A 26,619-nucleotide genomic window follows, 5' to 3' on the forward strand; every position below is an offset into this window, starting at 1 on the left:
GGCTCGTCAGGCCGGGATTTTCTGCCCCGCCGACAGGAACTTGATCGCCAGCGCCTCTGGCAGGCGCCTCGGTCGGCCCTGGCCGTTGATCACCGCGATGATCACCTTGGCCGCGATCAGCAGCGTACCGGCGCGGCGGATTTCCTGCTGCAGCACCATCTTGGCGCCGCCGGCCTTTTCGGTCGTAGTCTCGATGGTCAAGACATCGTCCATTCGTGCCGGCTGTTTGAAATCGATCTCCATCCGGTGGACGACGAAGACGAGACCTTCCGGGTCGCCTTCGATTGCAAGCGATGCCTGCTCCACTCCAAGCAGCCGCAGGTAATCGGTTCGCGCACGCTCCATGAAATGCAGATAGCGTGCATGATAGACGACGCCAGAAAAGTCGGTGTCTTCGTAATAGACCCGCTGGATCAATCGATGGCCGGTCTCGGTGAGCTCGCCGGCGAGCGAAATCAGTGACATGGCATTCTCCGGGAGGATTTTGCTTTTCCTGTGCAGGAACAAAAAGACAATTGCAAGCATTGCAGCTTTGTCACAATCCTATCCTATCAGGGCACTTGTCCTCTTCCCGATCTGGAGAATCCTGCATGAAGATTGCAATCCTCGGCGGTGATGGTTTTGTCGGCTGGCCCACCGCGCTGCATTTGTCCGATGCGGGCCACGACATCCACATTCTCGATAATCTCTCCCGCCGCTGGATCGACACCGAGCTCGGCGTGCAATCGCTGACGCCGATGGACTCCATCCAGGAGCGTACGCGAATCTGGCACGCCGAAACGGGACGGCGCATTCACTTCAACCTCATCGATCTTGCCCGCGACTACGAGCTCATGAAGAAGTGGCTCGCCGAACACCGGCCGGACGCGATCGTCCATTTCGCCGAGCAGCGCGCCGCGCCCTATTCGATGAAGAGCGACCGGCACAAGAACTACACGGTCAACAACAACGTCAATGCCACCCACAATCTCCTGAACGCGCTCGTCGAGCTCGAGCTCGACGCCCATCTCGTGCATCTCGGCACCATGGGCGTCTACGGCTATTCGACGGTCGGCGCGGCGATCCCGGAAGGCTACCTGCCGGTCGGTATCGAGACGATGGGCGGCGAGACGGTGAGCCAGGAGATTCTTTATCCCTCCAATCCCGGCTCGATCTACCACATGACCAAGTGCCTGGATCAGTTGCTCTTCCAGTTCTATGCCAAGAACGACGGCCTCCGGATTACCGACCTGCATCAGGGCATCGTCTGGGGCACGCATACGGAGCAGACGCGCCGGCATCCGCAGCTCATCAACCGCTTCGACTATGACGGCGACTACGGCACCGTGCTGAACCGCTTCCTGATCCAGGCGGCGATCGGCTATCCGCTTACGGTCCATGGCACTGGCGGCCAGACCCGGGCCTTCATCCATATTCAGGACTCGGTCCGCTGCATCGAACTCGCGCTCGATAACCCGCCCGCGCGCGGCAGCCGCGTCGAGATCTTCAACCAGATGACCGAGACGCATCGCATCCGCGATTTGGCCGAGATGATCGCGAAGATGACCGGCTCGGAGATCGCCTGGCTTCCCAATCCGCGCAAGGAGGCGGCGGAAAACGATCTCGTCGTGCACAACGAGAAGTTCCTGGCTCTCGGGCTCAACCCCATTCGCCTCGAGGACGGGCTGCTTTCCGAAATCGTCGACGTGGCGAAGAAATTCGCCTACCGCGTTGACCGTTCGCGCGTCCCGGCCGTCTCGGCCTGGACGAAGGACATCGCTCCCTTGATCAACCACGATCCGGAGGGCAAGCGGCTGAAATCCGTCTCATGAGTGGCACGGTCGCCATTCCGGAGGGGCTCCGCCCCTCCTCTCCGATGGCTGCTCGCCATGCCTTCGTGACGCTCGTCACCAATGCCGACTACGCGCTCGGCGCACGGGCGTTATTAAGATCGATCCGCTTGACGCGGACGCCGGCTGATATCGTCGTGCTCCATACCGGCGGGGTGGATGCCGCCGCGCTGGAGCCGCTCACCGAATTCGACTGTCGCCTCATCGGAACGGAGCCCCTGCCGCTCTCGGACGAATTCAACGCCCGGCACGCCCGCCGCAACGTCCATGAGCAGGCGCCCTTCACCAAGGGCCGCAAGCCCGACTTCCACTCGCCGCTCGACAATTTCTGCAAGCTCCGCCTTTGGCAGCTCGTCGAGTATGACCGCTGCGTCTTTATCGACGCCGATGCATTGGTTTTGCGCAATATTGACAAACTGTTCCTCTATCCGGAATTTGCCGCCGCACCGAACGTCTATGAGAGCCTTGCGGACTTCCATCGCCTGAATTCCGGCGTCTTCGTTGCCGAGCCGTCACTTGCGACCTTCGATCAGATGCTTGTGGCGCTCGATCAACCGGGCGCCTTCTGGCCGCGCACGGATCAGACGTTTCTCCAGAGCTTCTTTCCGGATTGGCACGGCCTGCCGGTGACGATGAACATGCTGCAATATGTCTGGTTCAACCTGCCGGCGCTCTGGGACTGGCGATCGATCGGCGTTCTTCACTACCAGTATGAAAAACCGTGGGAGAAGGACCATCCGCGCGCCGAAGCGCTGCGTCCGCTGATCGAGCTCTGGCATGCCTACCTGACGGGCGAGAACATTCCCGACATCGCGGCGCTCGAGAATCCGGCTCCGGCCGGCGCTGCAGGGCGATGACCCGCGTTCTCGTCTCTGGCGGCACCGGCTATGTCGGCCGCTTCATCGTCGAGCATCTGCTTGCGAGCGGCTACAAAGTCACGGTCGGCGGCCGGTCGCGGCCCGCGGACGGCTACTTCTCCCAAGCCGTACCTCATGTTCCGCTGCGCCTCGATCCGGATGCGGACCAGATCGCCGCTTTCGACGACGTCTACTATTTCGTGCATGCCGCGTTCGAGCATGTCGAAGGCAAATACCGCGGCGGCGAAGGCCATGACCCCGAGGGTTTCCGCCGCGCCAATCTCGACGGCACGGTCCGTCTCTTCGAAGAAGCTCGCGCCGCCGGCGTGCGCCGCTCGGTCTTTCTGTCGAGCCGCGCCGTCTATGATGAGACAGCATCGCCTGTCCTCGACGAAACGTCGCCCGCTGAGCCCGACACGCTCTACGGGCAAGTGAAGCTTGCCGCCGAGGATGCATTAAAAGCGACTGCCGGCCACGGCTTCGTCACCGCCAGCCTGCGCGTCACCGGCATATATGGCCCCGCAGGTCCCGGCCGGAAACACAAATGGAGCGGGCTCTTCGCCGATTATCTCGCCGGCAAACCTGTCGCGCCGCGCATCGGCACGGAAGTCCATGGCGATGATCTCGCTGAGGCCGTTCGCCTGATGCTGGAAACCGACGCGGCGAAAGTCTCCGGCAAAGTCTTCAACGTCTCGGACGTGCTGACCGACAACCGCGAAATCCTTTCCGCACTACAGTCGACGACCGGCTGTCCCCATCCCTTGCCGCCGGCGGCTGAGCGGAGCGGGTTCAAGGTGATGTCCACCGACAGGCTGCGCGCCCTTGGCTGGGCGCCGGGCGGAAGCGAGCGGCTGGCGGCGACCATCCGGGAATTGGCCGGGGACATGCGGTCATCATGAGCTTGACTATCACCGCCGGCGGGCGAATGAGGGCGAAAGCGCCAGGACCTGCCTATCCGAGATCGACCACCACGATCTCCGGTGGCACCCCGAAGCGGATCGGGGCGATCGAACAACCGAGACCGCCCGAGACGATCAGGTTTCGATCCTCTTCGACAATATGGCCATAGGCGTAACGGTTGCCGAAGCGGGAAGGCACGACGGGAGAATGGCCGACGAAACGCACCTGCCCGCCATGGGTGTGGCCGGAAAGCGTCAGCGAAACCCGCGAGGGCACGGTCGCAAAGATATCCGGCTCGTGCGCAAGCAGGATGACCGGAGCGTCGTCGGTGACATGTCGCAGCGTGCCGTCGAGATCATCAAGCCCGGTCATCCGCCGCCGGCTCCAGATCTTGCCGGGGCGCAGCGCGAGTTGATCCTCTAGTCCCGCGAGCCAAAAGCCGAAGCCGTCCTTCTCGAGCCGAACGGCGCGGTTGCTGTAGACCTCGATCCCGGCGCCCGCAAGCGCGCGATGGCCGAAAGTCTCGCCGCCGCCGTTCTGCTGCGCGGTCCTGTCTTCCCACCAGTCGTGATTGCCCATGACGGCGTGAACGCCGAGCGGGGCTTGAAGCGTCGCCAATGCCTTCGACCATTCGCTCGAATGAACATAGCGGGTGACCAGATTCATTCCGGAGGCATAGTCGCCGAGGAGTACGGTGACATCGGCCTTGAGCGCATTCGCTCGCTCGCAGATGGAGACGATCCGGCTCGCTGGCATCCAGGGCTCGCAGGCGTGCAGGTCGGCAAGAGCCACGATGCGGAGCTTGAGACCGGGCGTCCAGCCGGGTGGCGTCAGGCGATACCGCGCGATATTGAGACGCGCGAGCGGCTCGACGGCAAAGCCATAGCTGCCGAGCGCCGCGAAGCTCGCGAAACTGCCGCCGAACAATTTCATGAAGCCGCGGCGGGTGATCATCGTCAGTCGTCCTCGAGCGTCAGGCGGAATTGCGTTGCCTCGAGATCCTTCGGCGGATTGAGGCCGAGATGCTTCCAGGCGTTGGCCGTCAGCACGCGGCCGCGTGGTGTGCGCTGGATAAAGCCCTGCTGGATCAGATAAGGCTCGATGATGTCTTCGATGGCATCGCGCGGCTCGGAAAGACCTGCCGCGATCGTCTCGATGCCGACCGGCCCGCCGCCGAAATTGTGGGCGATCATCGTCAGGTAGCGGCGGTCGAGCTGATCGAGCCCCATATTGTCGACCGAGAGCCGCGTCAGTGCCTCGTCGGCGATCTCCCGGGTCACGGCCTCGGCGCGCGCGACTTCGGCGAAATCGCGCACCCGGCGCAGGAGCCGTCCGGCGATGCGGGGCGTGCCACGCGCCCGGCGGGCGATCTCGCGCGCACCCTCATCGGTCATGCCGAGACCCATCAACCGCGCACCGCGCCGGACGATCAGTTCCAATTCCTCGACCGTGTAGAAATTGAGCCGAACCGGTATGCCGAAGCGGTCGCGCAGCGGCGTCGTCAGGAGCCCGAGGCGGGTCGTCGCCGCCACGAGTGTAAATTTGGCGAGATCGATCTTCACCGAACGGGCCGCCGGCCCCTCGCCGATGATGAGATCGAGCTGGAAGTCCTCCATGGCCGGATAGAGGATTTCCTCGACGGCCGGGTTCAGACGGTGGATTTCGTCGATGAAGAGCACGTCGCGCTCTTCTAGATTGGTGAGCAACGCCGCGAGGTCGCCGGCCTTGGCGATGACCGGCCCCGAGGTCGAGCGGAAATTTACCCCGAGCTCCTTCGCCATGATCTGCGCAAGCGTCGTCTTGCCGAGACCGGGCGGCCCGACGAATAGGACGTGGTCGAGCGCTTCGCCGCGATTGCGCGCCGCCTCGATGAAGATCTTGAGATTGGCGCGCGCCTCCGCCTGGCCGGTGAATTCGTCGAGCGACTGCGGACGCATCGTCGCGTCGAGATCCTCGCCCCGTTTCTCCGGCGCAATCAAGCGTGCGGCTTCACTCATCTCAAACTTCCATTTCGGGCTGATTCGCAGTCATGGGAAACGCAGGCGTCAATGCCGATCATCGCCGTACTGCCGTGTTCAACCATACCGGGAGTGCCGCAGCCAATCCAGGCGCGGTCGGCTGACGATCCCGTTACTCCAATGTCTTTGTGGCTGCAGAATGGCCTGCCTCCCCTCACCGCGACAATTCCCTCAGCCCGAGACGGATCAGCTTGGCGCTGTCGCCGCCCTCCCCGCCATTTTTCAGCGCCGCAGCAACGGCGTTCGCCGCCTGGTCGCGCGAATAGCCGAGATTAGTGAGCGCCGAGACCGCGTCGGCGATTGGCGCCGGGGCGACGCCCTCGCCGAGTTCTTGGCTAAGTACGATCGACGGGGCCATCTCGCCGGCAAAGGCCGGCGCCTTGTTCTTGAGTTCGGTGACGATACGCACGGCCACTTTCGGCCCGACACCCGGTGCGCGCGAGATCGACGTCTTGTCCTGCAGGGCAATGGCATTGGCGAGTTCGCCCGGCGTCAGCGTCGAAAGCACTGCCAGCGCCACCTTGGAACCCACGCCTTGCACGCTCTGAAGCAGGCGGAACCACTCGCGTTCCATCGCGGTCATGAAGCCGAACAGCTTCAACTGGTCCTCGCGCACATAAGTCTCGATGAAGAGCACCGCCGCCTCTCCCGCCCGTCCGAGCTTCGCGAGCGTGCGCGCCGAACAATGGGCGACGTATCCGACACCATGCACGTCGAGAACCACGTGATCCTCACCGATCTCGTCTATGGTGCCCTTGAGCTTGCCGATCATCTGGCTTCGTCTTTCTGGATTGTTTGGAGGCTCTGTGCGTAACCACTTAAAGAAATTCCGGCGAGTGAACTAGCCTGCAAGGGCCGCCAGCCGGCTCGTGATTGCCTGGCGATTGTGCGCATGACAAATGGCGATGGCGAGCGCGTCGGCGGCATCGTTGCCTTTGAACTCGACCTTCGGCATCAGGACCTTCAGCATCATATGGATCTGCTGCTTCTCGCCATGGCCGACGCCGATCACGGCCTTTTTCACCGCATTCGGCGCATATTCCGCGACCCTCAAGCCCGCTCGCGCCGGAACCAGCATGGCGATGCCGCGCGCCTGGCCGAGCTTCAGCGTCGCCGTCGCGTCCTTGTTGACGAAGGTCTGCTCCACCGCCGCCTCGTGCGGCTGATAACCGTGCACCACTTCGGCAAGCCCGTCATGCAACTGGCAGAGTCGTGAGGCGAGATCCATCTCGCCGTCGGACGTCACGGTGCCCGAGGCGACGAAACGCAGCGAATTGCCAAGCGTCTCGATAATCCCCCAGCCGGTGCGTCTCAATCCCGGATCGATGCCGATGATGCGAATCGTGCTCTGCATGCCTCACCCTATGTCGCTCATGGGGACGCTGCCAGCAAAAAGTGAACAAAACAAAAACATTGCACAGAAACGCTGCCCTTTCGCGGAAAATCGCGAAAGCAGCCTTGGCGTTAGGAAACTTGAACCTACATTGCGATCGATCAATTTCTCTTAATGAAAAAGGCGTTGTCATGATCCCTTTCTCCATTCTCGACCTTTCGCCGATCACCGAAGGCGGCAGCGTCGCCCAATCGCTCGAGAATTCACGCCGGCTGGCGATCGCCGCGGAAGAGAATGGCTACAAGCGCTTCTGGCTGGCCGAACATCACGGCATGAAGGGCATCGCCAGCGCCGCGACATCCCTCGTGATCTCCCACGTGGCCGCGGCCACGCAAGCCATCCGGGTCGGCTCGGGCGGCATCATGCTGCCCAACCATTCGCCGCTCGTCATTGCCGAGCAATTCGGCACGCTCGCAGCGCTTTATCCCGGCCGTATCGATCTCGGCCTCGGTCGCGCCCCCGGCACCGACATGCGGACGGCGCAGGCGCTCCGGCGCAACATGGAGGCGAGTTCCAACAATTTCCCGAACGATGTCGTCGAACTCCAGGCGCTGCTTGGGCCCATCACGGAGGATCAGAAGATCATCGCCGTGCCGGGTGCGGACTCTAACGTGCCCATCTGGCTGCTGGGCTCAAGTCACTTCAGCGCCCACCTCGCCGGCATGCTCGGACTTCCCTTCGCCTTCGCATCGCATTTCGCGCCGGACATGCTGCTCTCCGCGCTCGAAATCTACCGCGAGCGCTTTACGCCGTCGCAGCAGTTGGATAAGCCCCACGTGATGGTCGGCGTCATGGGCGTTGCCGCCGATACGGATGACGAGGCGAACCACCTCTTCACCTCGATGCAGCAATCCTTCGTGGCGCTTCGCCGCAATGCGCGCGGGCGCTTCCCGCCCCCGGTCAAGTCGATGGACGGCCTCTGGAGTGCGGACGAGAAGATCTTCGTCGATCACGCCATGACCTATGCGGTCGTCGGCGGCCCGGAAACCATCCGCCGCAAGATCGCGGCTTTCCTCGATCTCACCAAGGCGGACGAGCTGATTATCTCCATGCCGATCTTTGACATGGATAAGCGGCTGCATTCGCTGGAGCTGTTTGGTGATGCGCAGCGGCATCTTAAGACACTGGGCTCGGTGTAGCGATCGAAACGAATATGGGTAGTCCGCTTGGGCGCACCCCCTCTGCCCGGCAGGGCAGAGGGGGTATCAAGCCGTGTTCTCGGGTTCCCCGCTACTGTAGTCTGATCAGGCCGAAAGCTTTGCCAGCACTTCCTCGGAAACTTCGAAATTCGAATAGACGTTCTGGACGTCGTCGTCGTCTTCGAGGTTGTCGATGAGCTTCATCAGCGACTGTGCCTTTTCCTCATCCACCGGCACGGTGTTCTGCGGCTTCCAGATCGCCTTGACGGTCTCCGCTTCCCCGAGCGTGCCTTCGAGCGCCTTAGAGACCTCGCCGATATCCTCGAAACCGCAGATGATGGTGTGGCTCTCCTCGTCCGTCTCGACGTCGTCCGCACCCGCGTCGATCGCGGCTTCCATCACCTTGTCGGCATCGCCGGCGGAGAGCTTGTAGGTGATTTCGCCGACGCGGTCGAAGGAGAAGGAGACCGAGCCGGTTTCGCCAAGCGCTCCGCCCGCCTTGGTGAAGATGGAGCGGACGTTGGAGGCGGTGCGGTTGCGGTTGTCGGTCAGCGCCTCGACGATAACGGCGACGCCGCCCGGCCCGTAGCCCTCGTAGCGGACTTCCTCGTAGTTCTCCGCGTCACCACCGGAAGCCTTCTTGATCGCGCGTTCGATATTGTCCTTCGGCATGGATTGCGCCTTGGCGTTCTGGATCGCCAGGCGCAGGCGCGGGTTCATGGTCGGGTCGGGCAGGCCAGTCTTTGCGGCAACGGTGATTTCGCGCGCGAGCTTGGAAAACATTTTGGAGCGCACCGCATCCTGACGGCCCTTGCGGTGCATGATGTTCTTGAACTGTGAATGGCCAGCCATGGCGCCCTCTGCATGCATTGAATTTATTGGGATGGGGCGCCTTATAGTTTCATTGCCGCTGTCCGTCCAGCAGAGCCTTTTCTTTTCGAAAAACGAAAAGGCGGCCTTCACACGCCCTGGAGAACGTAGATCAGCGGCTTGCTCGGCAGCGAGCGCAGAGAGACCTTGACCGTCGGTCCGGTGGCAAAGCTCTTGTCGAAGTCGTCGCCGAACATGGCTAGAAAGGCGTTGGTCAACGGCCGGTGCATCGGCAGGATCAGCGCGGCGCGCAGCCGGGAGACGACGCGGCTCATGCTCTCGGCACCCATGGTCAAGCCACCGTCGACCGGCACCATCAGCACATCGAGTCGCCCGATTTGGCGATAGTGGCTGTCGTCGAGTTCGTAGTGCAGATGACCGAGATGGCCAATGCAGAGCCCGGCAACCTCGAAGATGAAGATTGAATTGCCGTTGGGCTCCATACCGTCGAAGCCGGAACGGATATCCGTCGTCACGTTACGGATATAGGTGTCGCCGACGACGAGGTCATGGCGGGCCGGCTCGCCGTCCTCGCCCCAGCCATGCAGCACATGACGGATCGCCGGGTCCGGCGCCAGGGTATAGTGACTGGAATGGGCCTTGTTCATCGTCACCACGGTCGGCGGCGCTGCGGTCCGAAACCAGCCGTTGTAATCGGTGGCGATCGAGACGCCGCCGGGCGTTTCGATCAGGAACGTCGAGTGGCCGAGAAAGGTGATGCTCACCTCTTCTCCTGCTGCCGCCGCAGCGGGCGTGGCCGCAGGTGGCGCCGCGAAACCGACGAAGGTCGCCGCCGGCATGGCTTCGGCAATCGTCTGGCATTGGCTGACTGGGGCTGGTTGCTGTTGGGCATGCACCGGTTCCGGCCAGAACGCATGGATCAGCCAGATTAAGGCCAGGGTGTAGGCAAGGTATCGCAGCAGCATCCTTCACCTCTCACACGCTATCGGGCGCGGGATGAGGTAAAGTGTAAGCGGTCCTCCGCCCGCATCCCGCATCTCAAATTCATGAGAAACGATCACAATGATTTCGGATCGATTGGAGGCCGAAATCATCGTGATCGAGCGGCAGGCAGGATCATTCAAGCTGGTGATCCCGTCCAGCGCCAAACGGCTGACAGCCGCTCACAATCGCGTCATTGCAAGCGCAAATCCGTCCGGCGTCACTCTCCCGCCGCAGCCGCCGGCTCGGCCGCCGGGGCCCGCTTCCGGCGCAGCGACCGCAGCGCGACGTAGAAGACCGGCGTCAGGAACAGGCCGAGGAACGTGACGCCGAGCATGCCGGAGAAGACGGCGGTGCCGAGCGACTGGCGCATTTCGGCGCCGGGTCCCGTCGCGATCACCAGCGGCACGACGCCGAGGATGAAGGCGAAGGCGGTCATCAGGATCGGGCGAAGCCTGAGACGGCTCGCTTCAATCGCCGCTTCGACCGGCGTCTTGCCTTCTTCTTCGCCCTGGCGGGCAAATTCGACGATCAGGATCGCGTTCTTGGCGGCAAGGCCGATCAGCACGATGAGCCCGATCTGCGTCAGCACGTTGTTGTCGAAGCCGCGAAGCGAGACGCCGAGCAGAGCTGCGAGAACCGCAAGCGGGACGATCAGGATGATCGCCAGCGGCAGCACCCAGCTTTCATATTGCGCGGCCAGCGCCAGGAACACGAAGATCACCGACAGCGCGAAAATGAAGACGGCGGTGTTGCCGGTCTGGCGCTCCTGCAAGGCGAGTTCCGTCCATTCGAAGGTCGTGCCCTGCGGCAGGATCTGGCCGGCCAGCGCCTCCATCTTGTCGAGCGCCGTGCCGGTCGAGACACCGGGCGCCGGATTCCCCTGCAGGGGTACGGAGACGTACATGTTGTAGCGCTGGACAAGCGCCGGGCCGCTCGTATCGCGGATCTCGACAAGCGTTCCGAGCGGCACCAGCGCCCCGGAGGCGGAACGCACTTTCAGCGCGAGGATGTCGTCCCGTTCAACGCGGTACTGTTGGTCGGCCTGGGCACGCACCTGGTAGACGCGGCCGAACGCGTTGAAGTCGTTGACGTAAGACGTTCCGAGATTGATCGAGAGCGTCTCGAAAATGTTCGGGATCGGCACGTTCAGCGCCCGCGCCTTGTCGCGGTCGATCGCCAGGAAGAATTGCGGGCTCGACGCCGAGAAGGTGGTGAATACGCCCGTGAGCCCCTCGGTTTGGTTGGCCGCACCCATCATCTGGAAGGCGAGCCCGAGGACGCGCCGCATGTCGGCGCTCTGGCGGTCCATGATCTGCATCTTGAAGCCGCCCGCATTGCCTATGCCGCGAACGGAGGGCGGCGGCACGGCGATGATGAAGGCTTCCTGGATGCTCTGCATCGCACCGAATATCTGACCGACGATCTGCGTGGCGCTCTGATTGTTCTTGAGCCGCTCCTCGAAACTGTCGAAGGGCGTGAAGATGACGCCGGCGTTGGACGCATTGGTGAAGGTGGCGCCACTGAAGCCCGCGAAGGCGACCGCATCCCGGACACCCGGCACCTCCCGAACCATCTCGGACGCCCGCCGCACGACCGCGTCCGTCCGCGCGAGCGAGGAACCTTCCGGGAGCTGGATGACGACGATGGCGTAGCCCTGGTCCATCTGCGGTATGAAGCCCCGGGGCACGATCTGCGCCATATAGGCAGTGGCCCCGAGCAGGGCGACGAAGACGACGAGAGACGCAACGATCGCCATTGTCGTCGTGACGAGGTGGCGCACCGCCCATGCGTAACCATCGGCCATGCGGTCGAAGCCACGGTTGAAGCCATTGGCGAAGCCGCGACCGAGCCGCGTCAGCGGATTGCGGCTCTCATGCTCGTGATTGTCGTGCGGGCGCAGGAGAACGGCCGCAAGCGCCGGCGAGAGCGTCAGCGAGTTGATCGCGGAGATCACTGTCGCCACCGCGATCGTTACGGCGAACTGCAGGTAGAACTGGCCGGCGATTCCCGGAATGAAGGCAGTCGGCACGAAGACGGCGGTCAGAACGAGGGAAATCGCTACGACCGCCGCGCCCACCTCGTCCATCGTCACATGCGCCGCCTCTTTAGGCGTCATGCCACGCTCCAGGTTGCGCTCGACATTCTCGACGACGACGATCGCGTCATCAACAACGATGCCGATCGCCAGCACCAGGCCGAAGAGCGTCAGCATGTTCAGCGAAAAGCCGAAGGCATAGAGCAGCGCGAAGGTGCCGACGAGAGAAACGGGAATGGCGACGATCGGAATGATCGCCGTACGCCAGGACTGCAGGAAGACGATCACGACGAGGGCGACGAGGATCGCGGCCTCGCCGATCGTCTTGTAGACCTCGTTGATCGATTCCGAGATGAATTCGGTGGGGTTGTAAATGATCCTGTGTTCGAGTCCCTCGGGGAAATCCCTTGAAAGGTCCGCCATCGTCGCCTGGATCGCCTCGGCCGCCGCAAGCGCGTTGGTGCCGGGACGGGAGAAGATACCGAGCGCGACCGCCGGGCTGCCGTTCAGGTAGCTGTTGGTGACGTATTCGCGGGCGCCGAGCTCGACGCGAGCGACATCCTGCAACTGCACCAGCCTGCCGTCTTCGGTAGCCTTTACGATCACGTAGCGGAACTGCCGGGCGTCGCTGAACCGGCCGTCGGTCCTCACCGTGTATTGGAAGGCTTCGTCGCCGGACATCGGCGGGCCACCGATGGAGCCTCCCGAAACCTGGACGTTCTGTTCGCGCAGCGCGTCGACGACGTCGCCTGCGGTCATGCCGTAGGCAGAGAGTTTCTGTGGGTCGAGCCAGACGCGCAAGGCGTATTCGCGCTCGCCGAACAGCGTGACGTCGCCGACGCCGTCGAGCCGGACAAGAATGTCGCGGATGCGCGTGCGGGCGTAGTTGGAGACATAGAGCTGGTCGTAGCGATCGTTTGGCGACAGCAGATGGACGACCATCATCAGGTCCGGCGAACTCTTCGTCGTCGTGACGCCGATGCGCCGGACTTCCTCCGGCAGCCGCGGCTCGGCGACCGAGACGCGATTCTGCACTAGGACCTGCGCCTGGTCGAGGTTCGTGCCGAGCTTGAAGGTGATTGTCAGCGCCATCGAGCCGTCGGCCGTCGAATAGGACGACATGTACAGCATGTTCTCGACGCCGTTGATCTCCTGCTCGAGCGGGGTGGCGACGGTATTGGCGATCGTCTCGGCATCCGCGCCCGGATAGGAGGCGCGCACGACGATGGTGGGCGGCGCGATTTCCGGATATTGCGCCACCGGAAGCTGGAAGTAGGCGATGCCGCCGACGATCAGCAGCACGATCGAAAGTACCGACGCGAAAATCGGCCGATCGACGAAGAAATGCGCGAATCTCATTGGGCGTTCTCCGCCGCTTGCGCCGCTTCCTGCGGCAGCACGACGAGCTCGGGCTTGACCTTGACACCGGGCCTGACCCGCACGAGGCCGTTGACGATTATCGTCTCGTCGCCTGTCAACCCGCTGCGGATGACGCGATAACCGTGGAGCCGCGGTCCGAGCCGCACGGGCTTGGTCATTACGCTGCCGTCCTCGCCGACCGCATAGACGATGCGCTCGTTCTGGTCGGCAGCGATCGCCTCGTCTGGGACGAGGACCGCCCGATAGGTGTTCGAGCCCTCGACCTCCACCCGCCCGAAGAGGCCGGGCTGCAAGATGAAATTGGGGTTCGCGAAGCGGGCGCGCACCCGCATCGTGCCCGTCTGGTTGTCCACACGGTTTTCCGCGAAATCTAGCTTGCCTTCGAAGGGCCGTTCGGTGGCGTCTGCGATCGTGACAAGCACCGAGAGCGATCCCGCGCCCTCCTGCAAGGCACTGCCGCGCTCGCGCGCGGTTCGAGCATAGGAAAGCAGGCGGCGCTCGTCGACGTCGAAATAGAAGTCGATCGGATCAAGCGAGACGATCGTCGTCAGGACCGTCTGATCCGCCTGGACGAGATTGCCCGGCGAGATCAGCCGCCGGTCGACGCGGCCGCTGAGCGGCGCAGTGATGGTCGTATATTCGAGATCGAGCTTGGCCCGCTCGACGGCCGCTTCCGCGCCGCGCACGTTCGCCTGCGCCGCGAGCAGCGCCCGGCGATCGTCGTCGAGCCTAGATACCGAAAGCGTACCGCTTCCGGCGAGCGACTCCGTTCGCTTGAACGTCGTCTCGGCGAAATCGAGTGTCGACCGCGCTGCCTCAAGCGAGGCTTCCGCCTGGGAGAGAGCGGTGCGGAACGGCCGCTGGTCGATGACGAAGAGCTTGTCGCCCTTCTTCACCATCGCACCATCGGTGAAGAAGACCTGATCGAGATAGCCGCCGACGCGTGAGCGTATCGAAACCTCGTCGACCGCCTCGAAGCGGCCGATGAACTCGTCGGCATCGATGACGTCGCGCACAACCGGTTTGGCGACGGTCACCGTCGGCAGTTGCGCGTCCTGCGCGCCGGCGGGCATCGACATGAAAAAAGAAATGGAAATGGCGGCGATAGCCGGCAGACACCACTTTCGCAACATACACGCTCTCCAGGCACCTGATATCAAGATCGCCCGGCACGTGGATGGGACCTTATAGTTGCCGCGGCGACATTTTCGTCCAGAGCACTCGGGCCCCGGTGGCACTACGTCATGAGAACTTGCGACAGCGGCCGCACGTCATGCGGCTCTCATTTTGCGAGCTAACCTGCCACCATTTGGGAGAACTGTCACCCATGAAACTTGAAAAAAGACAATCGTGCAAAAGCGATATGTCGCGCCGCTTTAACGTGGGTCGAGCAAAGGCACGGCCGCAGGGGTAGGCGGCGATCAGACCCAGAATTGCGGAAGCGTCTCGGCAAGACGGGGGCCGAGCCGCAGCGGTGCGATCTTCTCCGCAAGCCCGGTCCGATCGGAAATCTCGACGCCCACGCCGCAGATCGTGGCCGGGCCCGAGGCCGCCTCGAAACGGCCCTTGGGCATTTTCGAGATGAAGCGATTGAGCGGCTCCTCCTTCTCCATGCCAAGCGAGGAATCGTAGTCGCCGCACATGCCGGCATCGCTGATATAGGCGGTGCCGCCGCTCAATATCTGATGATCGGCGGTCGGCACATGCGTGTGCGTGCCGACAACGAAGCTGGCGCGGCCGTCGACGAAATGGCCGAAGCATTGCTTCTCGCTCGTTGCCTCGGCGTGGAAGTCGAACACGATGGCATCCGCCTGCTCGCCGAGCGGGCAGGCCTCGAGGATCGCCTCGGCGCATTTGAAAGGATCGTCGAGTTCCGGGTGCATGAAGACCCGGCCCATGACGTTCGCGACCAGCACGCGGGCGCCGTTGCGGGCGAAATAGAGGTTCGATCCCCGGCCCGGTGTTCCGGCCGGATAGTTTGCCGGGCGCAGGAACTGATCGTGGCGCTCGCAGAAGGTCACGGCCTCCTTCTGGTCCCAGACATGGTTGCCGGTCGTCACCACGTCGGCGCCCGCGCTGATCGTCTCCAGAAATATGTCCTCGGTGATACCGAAACCGCCGGCGGCGTTCTCGCCGTTGACGATGACGAAATCGAGCTTCAAGTCGCTGACCAGTCCCGGGAGGCGCTCCCAGACCGCCATGCGGCCCGTCCTGCCAACCATATCTCCCAGAAACATAAGTCGCATGCTGCTCAATCCCGATTGGATCATGATGACTTCGGTCAAATCGATCCGAGGTCGGCGTGATCAATTCCAGTTGGGTTAGAGCGCGATGCGGGCGGACCGCACAATTCATTATGCTCTAACTCATCCTGCTCAAAAATGCCGAAAACCGCTCTCCGTCAATACCGCGTCCAGCGCCACGTCATGCGGTTCGGCCGGCACTGATGCCACTTCCTGGCAGTCGAATGCAATCCCGATCAGACGCGGCATGTGGCCTTTGCTGCGCAGCCGGTCGATCGCCCGGTCGTAATAGCCGGCGCCGTAGCCGATGCGGTGCCCGGCCGCATCGAAGGCCGAGAGCGGCACGAGCATGATGTCGGGGTCGACCTCCGGCGCCTCGGGACCTGGACCGGTCGTTCCGAAGCCCGTTTCGACCACGGCAATGCCGTCGACCAATTCGCGGAACACGATCGTTCTCTTGTCCATGATCACCGGCAGGCAGAGCCGGGCTCCACGATCCCTGAGACGCACCATCAGGGGCCGGATATCCGCCTCGGATCGGATCGGCCAGAAGCCCGAAACGAGGTGGCCGGGATCGAGCGCGATGATGTCGGCCGCATGATCGGCCATGGCGAGGCTTGCCTCGATCCGTGCTTCCGCCGGTATCGCGTCGCGAAGCGCCAGACGTTCCTTCCTCAACGCTGCCTTCAAATCCTTCGGTGACATCCAAACGCCCTTCCCGGCAGACCGGCGCTGCCGCAACGACGCCGCCTTTCCGCCATGCCATACGCAAGAAACCCGTTAGCTGGAACCATGTCGCCGCCGCTTTTGCAACCTTTCGCGACAAGTCTTTTGCATCGCCGCCAAATCGGCACTGCGTCAGCGCTGCGTTCATTAGCCGTCGCAGCTCCACGTCGCAGGCGGCCGCGTACATGCAAATACGTTCATGGTTTCAAAGAATTAGACGAATATTGGCGGAGGTGATGCGCAAGCTTGGGGCAAAGGAGCTCACCGAAACGGTCTTCCGCGCTGCCGGCTTGAGCTGATTTCATAGCATCCAATAAAAATGCCGGACCGCTTCGCTCCGGCGCCGGCATTCTTCGCGCGCAAGGCAATGCGGATGCGTGAGGCCGGCATCCGCGAGCAAGCGCGGATCGCCGCGGCGACGGACGATTTTCCATTGCGCGTAGGTGGCAAGCCACAGCCGCCAATGCGCAAGCGTGGTCGCAGGCAGTGAGGATCGTTCGGCTATCGGAGGTGCGGGGGCGACCAGAACAGGCATGGCGGAAACCTCGACAAGGACGCGACACCGTCGATCTTCCGCCTTCCGTTGACATGCGACAAACGAATTGCAAACATGGCTATTATCAGATTTCCTTATGGCTGACCGATGTCACTCCCACTCGACAGCGACCTGCTCAGAACCTTTCTGGCAGTTGCCGACACCGGCAATCTCACGCGGGCTGCCGACACGGTACGGCGCACGCAATCGGCCGTCAGCATGCAGGTCAGGAAACTCGAGGATCTCATCGGCTTGCCGCTTTTCGAGCGCCATTCGCGCGGCGTGGTTCTGACGGCACAAGGCCGGCGCCTCGTCGATAACGCCCGGCGCATCGTCGCCCTACTCGATGACACGGCCGCGGCCATGCGCCTGCCTGCATTGGCCGGCACGGTTCGGATCGGAATACCGGAGGAATACGTAAACTCCACTCTGCCAAAAGCGCTCGGCTCATTCGCAGCAATTCACCCGAACGTCGAGGTGACGGTGCAGCAGGGACATTCGATGTCCAATCTGGCGTCGCTCGAAGCCGGCGAAATTGACATCGCGGTCGTGTTCGAGCCGGGCGGCCGAACGAGGAACGAGGTCCTGATGGTGGACCCCACCGTCTGGGCCACTTCCGACCAGCACGGCACGCACGAGCGGCGACCGGTACCGGTCGCCACCTACACCTACTACGAAGGGGGTTGGTGCGATGACCTCGCCATGCGGAGCCTGAAGAAACGTCGCATGGAAAGCCGTGTCGCCTATGTCAGCCGCACGAGCAGCGGCCTGATCGCCGCCGTCGTTTCGGGCCTAGCCATCGCTCCGCTATCGCGCAGCGCCATACCGCCCGGCTGCCGCGAACTCACCGAAGAGGACGGCTTCGGCATCATCGACATGTCGAACGTCGTGCTGCGCACGAGGCGGGAGGAGCGATCGGCGACAGTCGACGCGATGGCCGACGCCATCCGCCGCGCCTTTGGAGCAGGGTGAGAGAGCGAGCGCGAACACCGTAGCAAGATCGCCCCTCCCCAACCCCTCCCCACAGGTGGGAGGGGCTATCCTGGCCGCAACCGTCACCGCCCTCCGCTACGTTCGCGCTTGATGCGGCTGTCGAAAATGCCAGGTGGTCGCAACGGGCGCTTGCCCCTCCCACCTGTGGGGAGGGGTTGGGGAGGGGTCTTTTCCCACAAAAAGAAAGGAGTGCGATCCACACGACCGATGGATTGTTTACGATCCCGGGCGCCTACTAGGTAGGTGGGCGCCGTATGTCCGAACCCACGAGTTCGGCCAGGGACAGCTCCCTTGAGATCGTGTATGGCCCCGGGGATTGTGGTTCCTGTCGGGAAGCGCAGACCGCGTCGCAGATATAGGACGTCCCGAAGCTTTTCGCCAGAGCGCGACCGGGCGCAACCGCTCGAATTTTCGATTTCGCTGCCGGGCCTGGCCGAAGCTTCAGTTCGAGGGCGCGGCTGGACGGCCGTTCAGCTTGGCGGTAATGCCGTGGATCTGCGCCGTTACCTCGGCAAGCGCCGAGGCGAGCGCCTCTTCGCTTCGCGCCTGATCGGAAAGCGCGGTGTCGCGGCCTCTCTTCAAATTATCGACCTCGGTTTCGAGGCTCTTCAGCCGCCGATCGATCTCGCTTAACTCGTCCATGACCATGATGCCCGCCATCACCGTCAGCCTGAGGTCGCCGATTTCACCGAACTGAGCCTTGAGATGGCCGACATATTGATCGAACCGCGCGGCGAGGTCGCTGAGGTGGTCTTCCTGCCCTTCTTCGCAGGCCATCCGGTAGGCCTTGCCGTCGATCGTCACCGTCACCTGCGCCATGCTTTTAGAACCCTCAGCGATCCAGAACCGCCCGAATGGTCTCCATCGCCGTCACCAGACGGCGGGACACCTCGCGATTGACCTCTTCCAGCCGGTTGGCGCGGAACTGGGACTGGTCGAGTTCCTGTGCCAGCCGCGACCGGTCCTCATTGACCCGCCGCACCTCGCCTTCGAACTCACTCACGTCCTTTTCCTTGTCGAAGCGGCCGTCGATCGCGATTTCAAGTGACTGAACCGCGCTGCGCAACTCCTCGATCGCCGCTTTGACCGTCTTTGCCGGCATGTCTTCCGATACCTCTCTAGGGAAGCAGCTTCGCTCTGCCCTAAAACAAAGTGCCGGAGCCCTTGCGCCTTGCCTGAACGCGCCTCGCTCCAAAGGCCGAATCGCCGGAAATTCGCCGCTTCGGCCCTTTTCTTTTTAAACCTATTACGCAAGGCTCAACAATGCCAAGCGCGACAATGGCGAGCGGAAGCTGTGGATCGTCGATTCCGTCCGCGGACGATCTCCCGCGCGATGCGATCTCGCCGTTTTTTAGGCCTCCGGGAGAGGCGCCGCATTTGGTCGCGGAGGGCCCGTATTTATTGACTCAGCCCGTGCACCTGCTATGTGTCTGCCGCTTCTCATACGGTCTTTGGAGGATAGAGACCGTCCCCTGACCACCGAACGCAAACGGAACAGTCATGATCTCTCGCGAAAAACACGACCGGATGGCAAATGCAATCCGTTTCCTCTCCATGGACGCCGTCGAGAAAGCAAATTCCGGACACCCTGGCCTCCCGATGGGTGCCGCCGACATCGCCACCGTTCTCTTCACGCGCTACCTGAGCTTCGACCCCAAGAACCCCACCTGGCCGAACCGCGACCGTTTCGTTCTGTCGGCCGGCCACGGCTCGATGCTGCTTTATTCACTGCTCTATCTCACCGGCTACGACGACATCACCGTCGACGAGATCAAGAACTTCCGCCAGCTCGGCTCGCGCACCGCCGGCCATCCGGAATATGGCCACGCCGCCGGCATCGAGACGACCACCGGCCCGCTCGGCCAGGGCATCGCCAACGCCGTCGGCATGGCGATCGCCGAGCGCAAGCTCCGCGAGGAGTTCGGAGCCGAGCTGATGGAACACTACACCTACGTGATCGCCGGCGACGGCTGCCTGATGGAGGGCATCAGCCAGGAGGCGATCGCGCTTGCCGGCCATTTGAAACTCAACAAGCTCATCGTCTTCTGGGACGACAACAACATCTCGATCGACGGCCCGATCTCGATTGCCGACTCGACCGACCAGCACGCCCGCTTCCGCGCCTGCAAGTGGCACACGATCGCCGTGGACGGCCATGATCCCGACGCGATCGCCGCCGCGATCGAGGAGGCCCAGAAATCCGACAAGCCGACCATGATCGCCTGCAAGACCGTGATCGGCTTCGGCGCGCCGAACAAGGCGGGCACGCACAAGGTTCACGGCTCGCCGCTCGGCGCCGAGGAAATCGCCGCCACCCGCAACGCGCTCGGCTGGGAAGCAGAAGCCTTCGCCGTCCCCTCCGACGTGCTCGACGCATGGCGCCTCGCCGGCCTTCGCTCCGTCAAGGCGCGCAAGGAATGGGAGGAGCGGCTCGAAGCCACCGAGGCGGAGAAGAAGGCCCAGTTCATCCGCCGCTTCGCAGGCGATCTCGAAGGCAGCCTCGGCTCGGCGATCAGCGCCTATAAGCAGAAGCTCGCCGAGACCAAGCCTTCGCCGGCGACCCGCAAGGCCTCCGAGGACGCGCTCGAAGTCATCAACGGCGTGCTCGCCGAAACGATCGGCGGCTCTGCCGACCTGACCGGCTCAAACAACACCAAGACCAGCCAGACCCATTCGATCACCCCGGACGATTTCTCCGGCCGCTATATTCACTACGGCGTGCGTGAACACGGCATGGCGGCCGCTATGAACGGGATGGCGCTGCATGGCGGCCTCATTCCCTATTCCGGCGGCTTCTTGATCTTCTCGGACTATTGCCGTCCATCGATCCGGCTTGCCGCGCTGATGGGCATCCGCGTCATCCACGTTTTGACCCACGATTCCATCGGCCTCGGCGAAGACGGCCCGACCCACCAGCCGGTCGAACACATGGCTGCGCTGCGTGCCATCCCGAACCTCCTGATGTTCCGCCCGGCGGACGCGACGGAGACCGCGGAATGCTGGCAGCTTGCCCTCGAGAACCGCAAGCGCCCCTCCGGCATCGCGCTCACCCGCCAGAACCTGATGGCGGTGCGCACAGAATATGAGGAACAGAACCTCTGCGCCCGCGGCGCCTACGACCTGATCTCGGCAAGCGACGCACAGGTGACGATCTTCGCGACCGGCTCTGAGGTCGAAATCGCCGTCAAGGCCTGCCAGACGCTGACCGCCAAGGGAATCTCGACGCGCGTTGTCTCGGTGCCCTGCTTCGAGCTCTTCGCCGAGCAGAGCGAGGATTACCAGCAGGCGATCATCGGCGACTCGCCGGTCAAGATCGCCGTGGAAGCCGGCGTCCGCCAGGGCTGGGATCATTTCATCGGCAGCGATGGCACCTTCATCGGCATGTCGAGCTTCGGCGCTTCCGGTCCCTATAAGGATCTTTACAAGCATTTCGGCATTACGCCGGAAGCGGTCGTGGCCGCCGCGGAAGCCAAACTGTCCTGATCAAGCCGGAGGGCGTCCTCGGAACGCCCTCCTTTCCGACCACCCGTTCTGACAGGGAGAGACCCGAAATGACAGTGAAAGTCGCCATCAACGGTTTCGGCCGCATCGGCCGCAACGTGCTCCGCGCCATCGTCGAATCCGGCCGCACGGACATCGAAGTCGTCGCGATCAACGATCTTGGTCCGGTCGAGACCAATGCGCACCTGCTGCGCTTCGATTCGATTCACGGCCGCTTCCCGGCCGACGTGCAGGTCGACGGCGACGCGATCGTCATCAACAATGGCAAGCCGATCAAGGTGACCGCGATCCGCAACCCGGCCGAGCTGCCGCACAAGGAACTCGGCGTCGACATCGCGATGGAATGCACGGGCATCTTCACCGCTCGCGACAAGGCGGCCGCCCACCTGGAAGCCGGCGCCAAGCGCGTCATCGTCTCGGCACCGGCGGACGGCGCCGATCTGACCGTCGTCTACGGCGTCAACCACGACAAGCTGACGAAGGACCACCTCGTCATCTCCAACGCATCCTGCACGACCAACTGCCTGGTGCCGGTCGCCAAGGTGCTGCACGACGCCATCGGCATTGACCATGGCATGATGACGACGATTCACTCCTACACCAACGACCAGCCGTCGCTCGACCAGATGCACAAGGACCTCTACCGCGCGCGCGCCGCGGCGCTGTCGATGATTCCGACTTCGACAGGCGCTGCCAAGGCGGTCGGCCTCGTGCTGCCGGAACTCAAGGGCAAGCTCGACGGTATCTCCGTGCGCGTGCCGACCCCGAACGTCTCGGTCGTCGACCTGAAGTTCGTCGCCAAGCGCGAGACCACCAAGGAAGAGATCAACGCCGCCATCAAGGCAGCCGCCGATGGTCCGCTCAAGGGCGTTCTCGGCTATACGCTGCAGCCGAACGTCTCGGTCGACTTCAACCATGACCCGCATTCCTCGGTCTTCCACATGGACCAGACCAAGGTGATGGAAGGCAAGTTCGTGTCGATCCTGTCCTGGTACGACAACGAGTGGGGCTTCTCGAACCGCATGGCGGACACGGCGGTCGCCCTCGGCAAGCTCCTCTAAGACCGATGTTTCGGGCCCTTTCCTCAACGACGGTGCGCTGGCGCCCGCTCGAAGGGGAAGGGCTCGAACATCTGACGGTCCGACCGTCGGACACACCCGTCGGCGCGGCCATCCGCGCCGAAAGCGTTCTTATCGGGGAGCGTGGCGGCCTGGCCTATGGCGTCCGCTACCGCATCGACTGCGACGCCGGCTGGCGCGTCTTTTCCTTTCTCATAGAAACAACCGCGGGACAGAGGCTTCACCTCCTGTCCGACGGGCACGGCCACTGGCGCAAAAGCGACGGAACGGCCCTGCCGGAATTTGACGGCTGCGTCGACATAGATCTCGCCGGCACGCCCTTCACCAATGCGCTGCCGATCCGCCGCCTTGGCCTCGTCCGGCAATCCGGAACCGCCAAGCTTAAGATGCTCTATGTGCCGTTCGACAGTTTCGAGCCAACGGTCGACGGTCAGCATTACACCTGCCTCGTGGACGGCAAGCTCTACCGCTACGAGGCGGAAGACCGGAGCTTCACGGCCGACCTGCCGGTGGACGCGGACGGCCTTGTCATCGACTACCCTACTCTCTTCCAGAGACTATCACCGGAGACTATGTGATGACTTTCAAGACTCTCGACGATCTGACCGACATCGCCGGAAAGCGCGTGCTCGTGCGCGTCGACCTCAACGTGCCGGTCAAGGACGGTCAGGTGACCGACACTACGCGCATCGAGCGTGTGGCGCCGACCATCCGCGAGCTCTCCGAAAAGGGTGCCAAGGTCATCCTGCTCGCTCATTTTGGCCGCCCCAAGGGTGAACCGGTCGCCGACATGTCTCTGATGGCGATCGCGCCGGCCGTCGAGGAAATCCTCGACCAGCGGGTCCACTTCGCGGCCGACTGCATCGGCGACAAGGCCGCCAATGCGATCGCCGAGCTCAACGACGGCGATGTCCTCTTGCTCGAAAATACCCGCTTCCACAAGGGCGAGGAGAAGAACGATCCGGCCTTCGTCACGGCGCTCGCCGCCAATGGCGACATTTACGTCAATGACGCCTTCTCGGCCGGCCATCGCGCCCATGCATCGACCGAGGGCCTGGCACATCACCTCCCCGCCTATGCCGGCCGCACCATGCAGGCGGAGCTCGAGGCGCTGGAAAAGGGTCTCGGCAATCCGAAGCGTCCGGTCGTCGCGATCGTCGGCGGTGCGAAGGTCTCGACCAAGATCGACCTGCTGCAGAACCTCGTGAAGAAGGTCGACGCCCTCGTCATCGGCGGCGGCATGGCCAACACCTTCCTTGCGGCACAAGGAATTAATGTCGGCAAGTCGCTCTGCGAGCATGAGCTTGCGGAAACCGCCAAGTCGATCCTCGCTGCGGCGTCGACCGCCGGATGCGCGATCGTGCTGCCGGAAGATGGCGTCGTCGCCCGCGAGTTCAAGGCGGGCGCCGACAATGAGGTGGTCGACATCAAGGCAATCCCCGCCGACGCCATGGTGCTAGACGTCGGCTCGAAGTCGATCGATGCCATCAATGAATGGATCTCGCGTGCCGAGACCCTCGTCTGGAACGGCCCGCTTGGCGCCTTCGAAATCGCGCCCTTCGACAAGGCGACGGTGGCCGCCGCCAAGCATGCGGCCTCGCGCACGAGGGCAGGTTCGCTCGTCTCCGTCGCCGGCGGCGGCGATACTGTTGCCGCACTCAACCACGCCGAGGTCGCCGAGGATTTCACCTATATCTCTACCGCCGGCGGCGCCTTCCTTGAGTGGATGGAGGGCAAGCCGCTGCCGGGCGTCGATATTCTTCACCAACGGAAGTAATGCTTCAGCCTCCCGGCCCGGGCAAATCGATGAGCCGGGCCGGGAGGCGAAAAATAATTCTGACATTTCAAACGATTAAAATTATTTAAATCGTTTTAGCCCGTTTTACTGCCATTTTCCCGCACATTATCTTCTGTTATCGCGCCTTTGTTCCTCCGGCGCGCAAGATGTTTCTCGCGCCTCGGATCAGGCTGTTTCATTCGCTGCTCCGCTGGTTTTCGGCGCTGTGTGTAGGGAGAAAAAGATGAGCGAAAGACTGGAAGATATCGCGGTTGCCATGGTCGCCAACGGCCGGGGCCTGCTCGCTGCCGACGAGTCGACTGCAACGATCAAGAAGCGTTTCGACAGCATCGGGCTGGAGTCCACCGAGACTTCGCGCCGCGACTATCGAGAGATGCTGCTGCGCTCGGACGAGGCGATGCGCGAATACATCTCCGGCGTCATCCTCTATGAGGAAACCCTGTTCCAGAAGGCGGCCGACGGGACGCCGCTCGCCGATATCATCCGCAAGTCGGACTCGATTCCTGGCATCAAGGTCGACACCGGTGCCAAGCCGATGGCCCATTTCCCCAACGAGACGATCACCGAAGGGCTCGACGGGCTCGCCGCCCGTCTCGCCAAGTACTACGAGGCCGGCGCTCGCTTTGCCAAATGGCGCGGCGTCATCGCCATCTCCGGCACCCTTCCGACCTGGGGCGCGATCAAGGCCAACGCCCATGCGCTCGCCCGCTATGCCGCGCTCTGCCAGGAAGCGAAGATCGTACCGATCGTCGAGCCGGAAGTGCTGATGGACGGCGCGCCCGGGGATCATTCGATCGAACGCTCGGAAGAAGTCACCGAATGGGTGCTGCGCACCGTCTTCGAGGAGCTCGGCGATGCGCGGGTCAAGCTCGAGGGCATGATCCTGAAGCCGAGCATGGTGATCGACGGCAAGAAGGCGCGCACGGCCTCGGTCGAGGAAGTCGCGGAGCGCACCGTCAGGGTGCTGAAGCGCACCGTCCCGGCAGCCGTCCCCGGCATCGCCTTCCTCTCCGGCGGCCAGTCGACGGAGGAAGCCACCGCTCATCTCTCGGCGATGAACACGGCGCACGACCTGCCCTGGAAGCTCACCTTCTCCTATGGCCGCGCCCTGCAGCAGGAGGCGCTCAACGCCTGGAAGGGCAAGGCGGAAAATGTCGCCGCCGGCCAGCGCGCCTTCACGCACCGCGCCAAGATGTGCAGCCTCGCCGCCAAGGGAAGCTGGAAGAAGGATCTCGAAAAGGCCGCCTGAGCGGCCCGAAGTTAAGGGGAGCGAGGAGAGAAGGCCCGGCGGCAGCAATGTCGCCGGGCCTTCTATTTTTTCCGACACTTTTAATTGTCAGGGGGACAAGTTCGCCGTTCCGGTCGGCCCGGCAGGGCCTCTAAATCTGTGCCATCTCCGATTGACCAGAGGCTCCCATGAACACCGTCTCCTTCGTCACCGTCGACGTCTTCACCTCCAAGCGTTTTGCCGGCAACCAGCTCGCCGTCATTCCCGACGCGCGGGGATTGAGCGACCGTGAGATGCAGGCGATCGCCACCGAATTCGGTTATTCCGAAGTCACTTTCGTACTGCCGCCTGAAAATCCTGAGAACACTGCGCGCGTGCGCATCTTCACGCCGACAATCGAGGTGCCCTTTGCCGGTCATCCGAATGTCGGCACCGCCTTCGTGCTCGGCCGGCAGAAGGAAGTCTTCGGGCGGGAGCTGGGCGACGCACTGCGGTTTGAGGAAAGAGCCGGCCTGGTCGAGGTGGCCCTCCACCGCAACGATGGCATCGTCACGGGTGCGCGGATCGTCGCCCCGCAAGCACTTGCCGTCGGTCCTGCCATCGATGCGACGACGATTGCCGCCTGCGCTTCGCTCCGCCCGGGCGATCTTGCTGACCAGACCCACGCGCCCGTGCGCGTCTCCGTCGGCCTCCCCTTCGCCGTCGCAGAGGTGAGGGATGTCGATACTCTCTCGAAAGCGCGCCCGAACGTCACGGCCTTCGAAGGGGCGAATGCCCATTATCCGCTTGCCGAAGACAGCTTCAGCCTGTTTCTCTATGCCCGCACGCCCGGGCAATCTTGGCAGATCAGGGCGCGCATGTTCGCGCCGCTCGACAACGTCATCGAGGATCCGGCGACCGGCAGCGCTTCCGCCGCGCTCGGTGCCTATCTCGTGTCGCTGCTTCCCGAGGCCGACGCGGAAATCGACCTCGTCATCGAGCAGGGCGTGGAGATGGGGCGCCGCAGCCTCATTGCCGTCAACGTCAGCAAGACGAACGGCACAGTCCACAAAGTCAGCATCTCGGGCGACTGCGTGACTGCCATGCGGGGCGAGATTGAGCTCTGAGCGGCCTACAGCGCGCGCCTTACCAGACGCCCAAACGTCGCTGT

The 26,619-nt window shown here is 63.1% G+C and carries 24 protein-coding genes and 1 other RNA gene; 11 read left to right on the plus strand and 14 right to left on the minus strand.

Annotated features, from left to right (window positions below):
* Positions 1-6: 6 nt before the first annotated feature.
* Positions 7-465 carry a tol-pal system-associated acyl-CoA thioesterase gene (gene ybgC / locus M728_RS13200; protein ID WP_026620276.1) on the minus strand — a complete coding sequence of 153 codons (459 nt, stop codon included), beginning with the start codon at positions 463-465 and terminating at the stop codon, positions 7-9.
* Positions 466-590: 125 nt separating this feature from the next.
* Here ybgC and M728_RS13205 point away from each other — a divergent pair, with 125 nt between their 5' ends.
* The 3 genes from M728_RS13205 to M728_RS13215 are packed head-to-tail and all read left to right on the plus strand — an operon-like array spanning position 591 to position 3,585.
* The gene (locus tag M728_RS13205; protein ID WP_026620277.1) at positions 591-1,811 is read left to right on the plus strand and encodes an NAD-dependent epimerase/dehydratase family protein; all 1,221 of its coding nucleotides are present in this window, start codon (positions 591-593) and stop codon (positions 1,809-1,811) included.
* Complete coding sequence (locus M728_RS13210) at positions 1,808-2,686, plus strand: glycosyltransferase (RefSeq protein WP_026620278.1); 879 nt, start codon at positions 1,808-1,810, stop codon at positions 2,684-2,686. The genes M728_RS13205 and M728_RS13210 overlap by 4 nt, the downstream gene beginning before the upstream one ends.
* Complete coding sequence (locus tag M728_RS13215) at positions 2,683-3,585, plus strand: NAD(P)-dependent oxidoreductase (protein ID WP_026620279.1); 903 nt, start codon at positions 2,683-2,685, stop codon at positions 3,583-3,585. Before M728_RS13210 ends, M728_RS13215 begins: the two co-directional genes overlap by 4 nt.
* 52 nt (positions 3,586-3,637) lie before the next feature.
* On the opposite strand, the gene M728_RS13220 is transcribed toward M728_RS13215, so the two are convergent.
* The 4 genes from M728_RS13220 to ruvC form a co-directional block, all read right to left on the minus strand.
* Positions 3,638-4,540: a metallophosphoesterase gene (locus M728_RS13220; RefSeq protein WP_026620280.1), complete on the minus strand. Its 903-nt coding sequence runs from the start codon at positions 4,538-4,540 to the stop codon at positions 3,638-3,640.
* Positions 4,541-4,542: 2 nt separating this feature from the next.
* Positions 4,543-5,583, minus strand: coding sequence for a Holliday junction branch migration DNA helicase RuvB (ruvB, locus tag M728_RS13225; RefSeq protein ID WP_026620281.1), 1,041 nt, complete (start codon positions 5,581-5,583; stop codon positions 4,543-4,545).
* A gap of 175 nt (positions 5,584-5,758) precedes the next feature.
* Positions 5,759-6,376 (minus strand): Holliday junction branch migration protein RuvA, encoded by a 618-nt coding sequence (gene ruvA, locus M728_RS13230; RefSeq protein WP_026620282.1) that lies wholly within the window; start codon positions 6,374-6,376, stop codon positions 5,759-5,761.
* A 69-nt stretch (positions 6,377-6,445) separates the two neighbouring features.
* Positions 6,446-6,958: a crossover junction endodeoxyribonuclease RuvC gene (ruvC, locus tag M728_RS13235; protein ID WP_026620283.1), complete on the minus strand. Its 513-nt coding sequence runs from the start codon at positions 6,956-6,958 to the stop codon at positions 6,446-6,448.
* Between the two features lie 170 nt (positions 6,959-7,128).
* On the opposite strand from ruvC, the gene M728_RS13240 reads away from it, so the two are divergent.
* Entirely contained in the window at positions 7,129-8,136 is a 1,008-nt protein-coding gene (locus M728_RS13240; protein ID WP_026620284.1) for an LLM class flavin-dependent oxidoreductase, read from the plus strand.
* A gap of 105 nt (positions 8,137-8,241) precedes the next feature.
* Here the strand turns inward: M728_RS13240 and M728_RS13245 are convergent, their stop codons facing one another.
* From M728_RS13245 to M728_RS13270, 6 genes are all read right to left on the minus strand, one after another.
* Positions 8,242-8,988 (minus strand): YebC/PmpR family DNA-binding transcriptional regulator, encoded by a 747-nt coding sequence (locus M728_RS13245; RefSeq protein ID WP_026620285.1) that lies wholly within the window; start codon positions 8,986-8,988, stop codon positions 8,242-8,244.
* 107 nt (positions 8,989-9,095) lie between these two features.
* Positions 9,096-9,932, minus strand: coding sequence for an MBL fold metallo-hydrolase (locus M728_RS13250; RefSeq protein ID WP_026620286.1), 837 nt, complete (start codon positions 9,930-9,932; stop codon positions 9,096-9,098).
* A 236-nt stretch (positions 9,933-10,168) separates the two neighbouring features.
* Positions 10,169-13,345, minus strand: a complete 3,177-nt coding sequence (locus M728_RS13255; protein WP_026620287.1) for an efflux RND transporter permease subunit — start codon at positions 13,343-13,345, stop codon at positions 10,169-10,171.
* Positions 13,342-14,499: an efflux RND transporter periplasmic adaptor subunit gene (locus M728_RS13260; RefSeq protein WP_026620288.1), complete on the minus strand. Its 1,158-nt coding sequence runs from the start codon at positions 14,497-14,499 to the stop codon at positions 13,342-13,344. The genes M728_RS13255 and M728_RS13260 overlap by 4 nt, the downstream gene beginning before the upstream one ends.
* Positions 14,500-14,787: 288 nt before the next feature.
* Positions 14,788-15,612 (minus strand): TIGR00282 family metallophosphoesterase, encoded by an 825-nt coding sequence (locus M728_RS13265; RefSeq protein WP_026620289.1) that lies wholly within the window; start codon positions 15,610-15,612, stop codon positions 14,788-14,790.
* A 129-nt stretch (positions 15,613-15,741) separates the two neighbouring features.
* Complete coding sequence (locus M728_RS13270; protein WP_026620290.1) at positions 15,742-16,314, minus strand: 5-formyltetrahydrofolate cyclo-ligase; 573 nt, start codon at positions 16,312-16,314, stop codon at positions 15,742-15,744.
* Positions 16,315-16,978: 664 nt separating this feature from the next.
* On the opposite strand from M728_RS13270, the gene M728_RS13275 reads away from it, so the two are divergent.
* On the plus strand, positions 16,979-17,842 hold the full coding sequence (locus M728_RS13275) for a LysR family transcriptional regulator (protein ID WP_026620292.1): 864 nt from the start codon (positions 16,979-16,981) through the stop codon (positions 17,840-17,842).
* Between the two features lie 210 nt (positions 17,843-18,052).
* Here the strand turns inward: M728_RS13275 and ssrS are convergent.
* From ssrS to M728_RS13290, 3 genes are all read right to left on the minus strand, one after another.
* Positions 18,053-18,210: non-coding RNA, 6S RNA (ssrS, locus tag M728_RS13280), on the minus strand.
* A gap of 94 nt (positions 18,211-18,304) precedes the next feature.
* A complete protein-coding gene (locus tag M728_RS13285) occupies positions 18,305-18,682 on the minus strand; it encodes a cell division protein ZapA (protein WP_026620293.1) in 378 nt (125 codons plus the stop codon).
* Positions 18,683-18,695: 13 nt separating this feature from the next.
* On the minus strand, positions 18,696-18,965 hold the full coding sequence (locus M728_RS13290) for a DUF4164 domain-containing protein (RefSeq protein ID WP_026616463.1): 270 nt from the start codon (positions 18,963-18,965) through the stop codon (positions 18,696-18,698).
* A gap of 398 nt (positions 18,966-19,363) precedes the next feature.
* Between M728_RS13290 and tkt the strand changes: the two genes are divergently transcribed.
* The 6 genes from tkt to M728_RS13320 all read left to right on the plus strand — a co-directional run bounded on the left by tkt (position 19,364) and on the right by M728_RS13320 (position 26,575).
* Positions 19,364-21,346: a transketolase gene (gene tkt, locus M728_RS13295; protein ID WP_026620294.1), complete on the plus strand. Its 1,983-nt coding sequence runs from the start codon at positions 19,364-19,366 to the stop codon at positions 21,344-21,346.
* A 68-nt stretch (positions 21,347-21,414) separates the two neighbouring features.
* Positions 21,415-22,425, plus strand: coding sequence for a type I glyceraldehyde-3-phosphate dehydrogenase (gene gap, locus M728_RS13300; RefSeq protein WP_026620295.1), 1,011 nt, complete (start codon positions 21,415-21,417; stop codon positions 22,423-22,425).
* A gap of 5 nt (positions 22,426-22,430) precedes the next feature.
* Positions 22,431-23,021, plus strand: a complete 591-nt coding sequence (locus tag M728_RS13305) for a putative glycolipid-binding domain-containing protein (protein ID WP_026620296.1) — start codon at positions 22,431-22,433, stop codon at positions 23,019-23,021.
* Positions 23,021-24,220: a phosphoglycerate kinase gene (gene pgk, locus M728_RS13310; protein ID WP_026620297.1), complete on the plus strand. Its 1,200-nt coding sequence runs from the start codon at positions 23,021-23,023 to the stop codon at positions 24,218-24,220. The genes M728_RS13305 and pgk overlap by 1 nt, the downstream gene beginning before the upstream one ends.
* 244 nt (positions 24,221-24,464) lie before the next feature.
* Positions 24,465-25,490 carry a class I fructose-bisphosphate aldolase gene (locus M728_RS13315; RefSeq protein ID WP_026620298.1) on the plus strand — a complete coding sequence of 342 codons (1,026 nt, stop codon included), beginning with the start codon at positions 24,465-24,467 and terminating at the stop codon, positions 25,488-25,490.
* Positions 25,491-25,657: 167 nt separating this feature from the next.
* Positions 25,658-26,575, plus strand: a complete 918-nt coding sequence (locus tag M728_RS13320; protein WP_026620299.1) for a PhzF family phenazine biosynthesis protein — start codon at positions 25,658-25,660, stop codon at positions 26,573-26,575.
* Positions 26,576-26,619 lie beyond the last annotated feature (44 nt).

This window comes from Ensifer sp. WSM1721 (assembly GCF_000513895.2).
Lineage (GTDB): Bacteria > Pseudomonadota > Alphaproteobacteria > Rhizobiales > Rhizobiaceae > Sinorhizobium.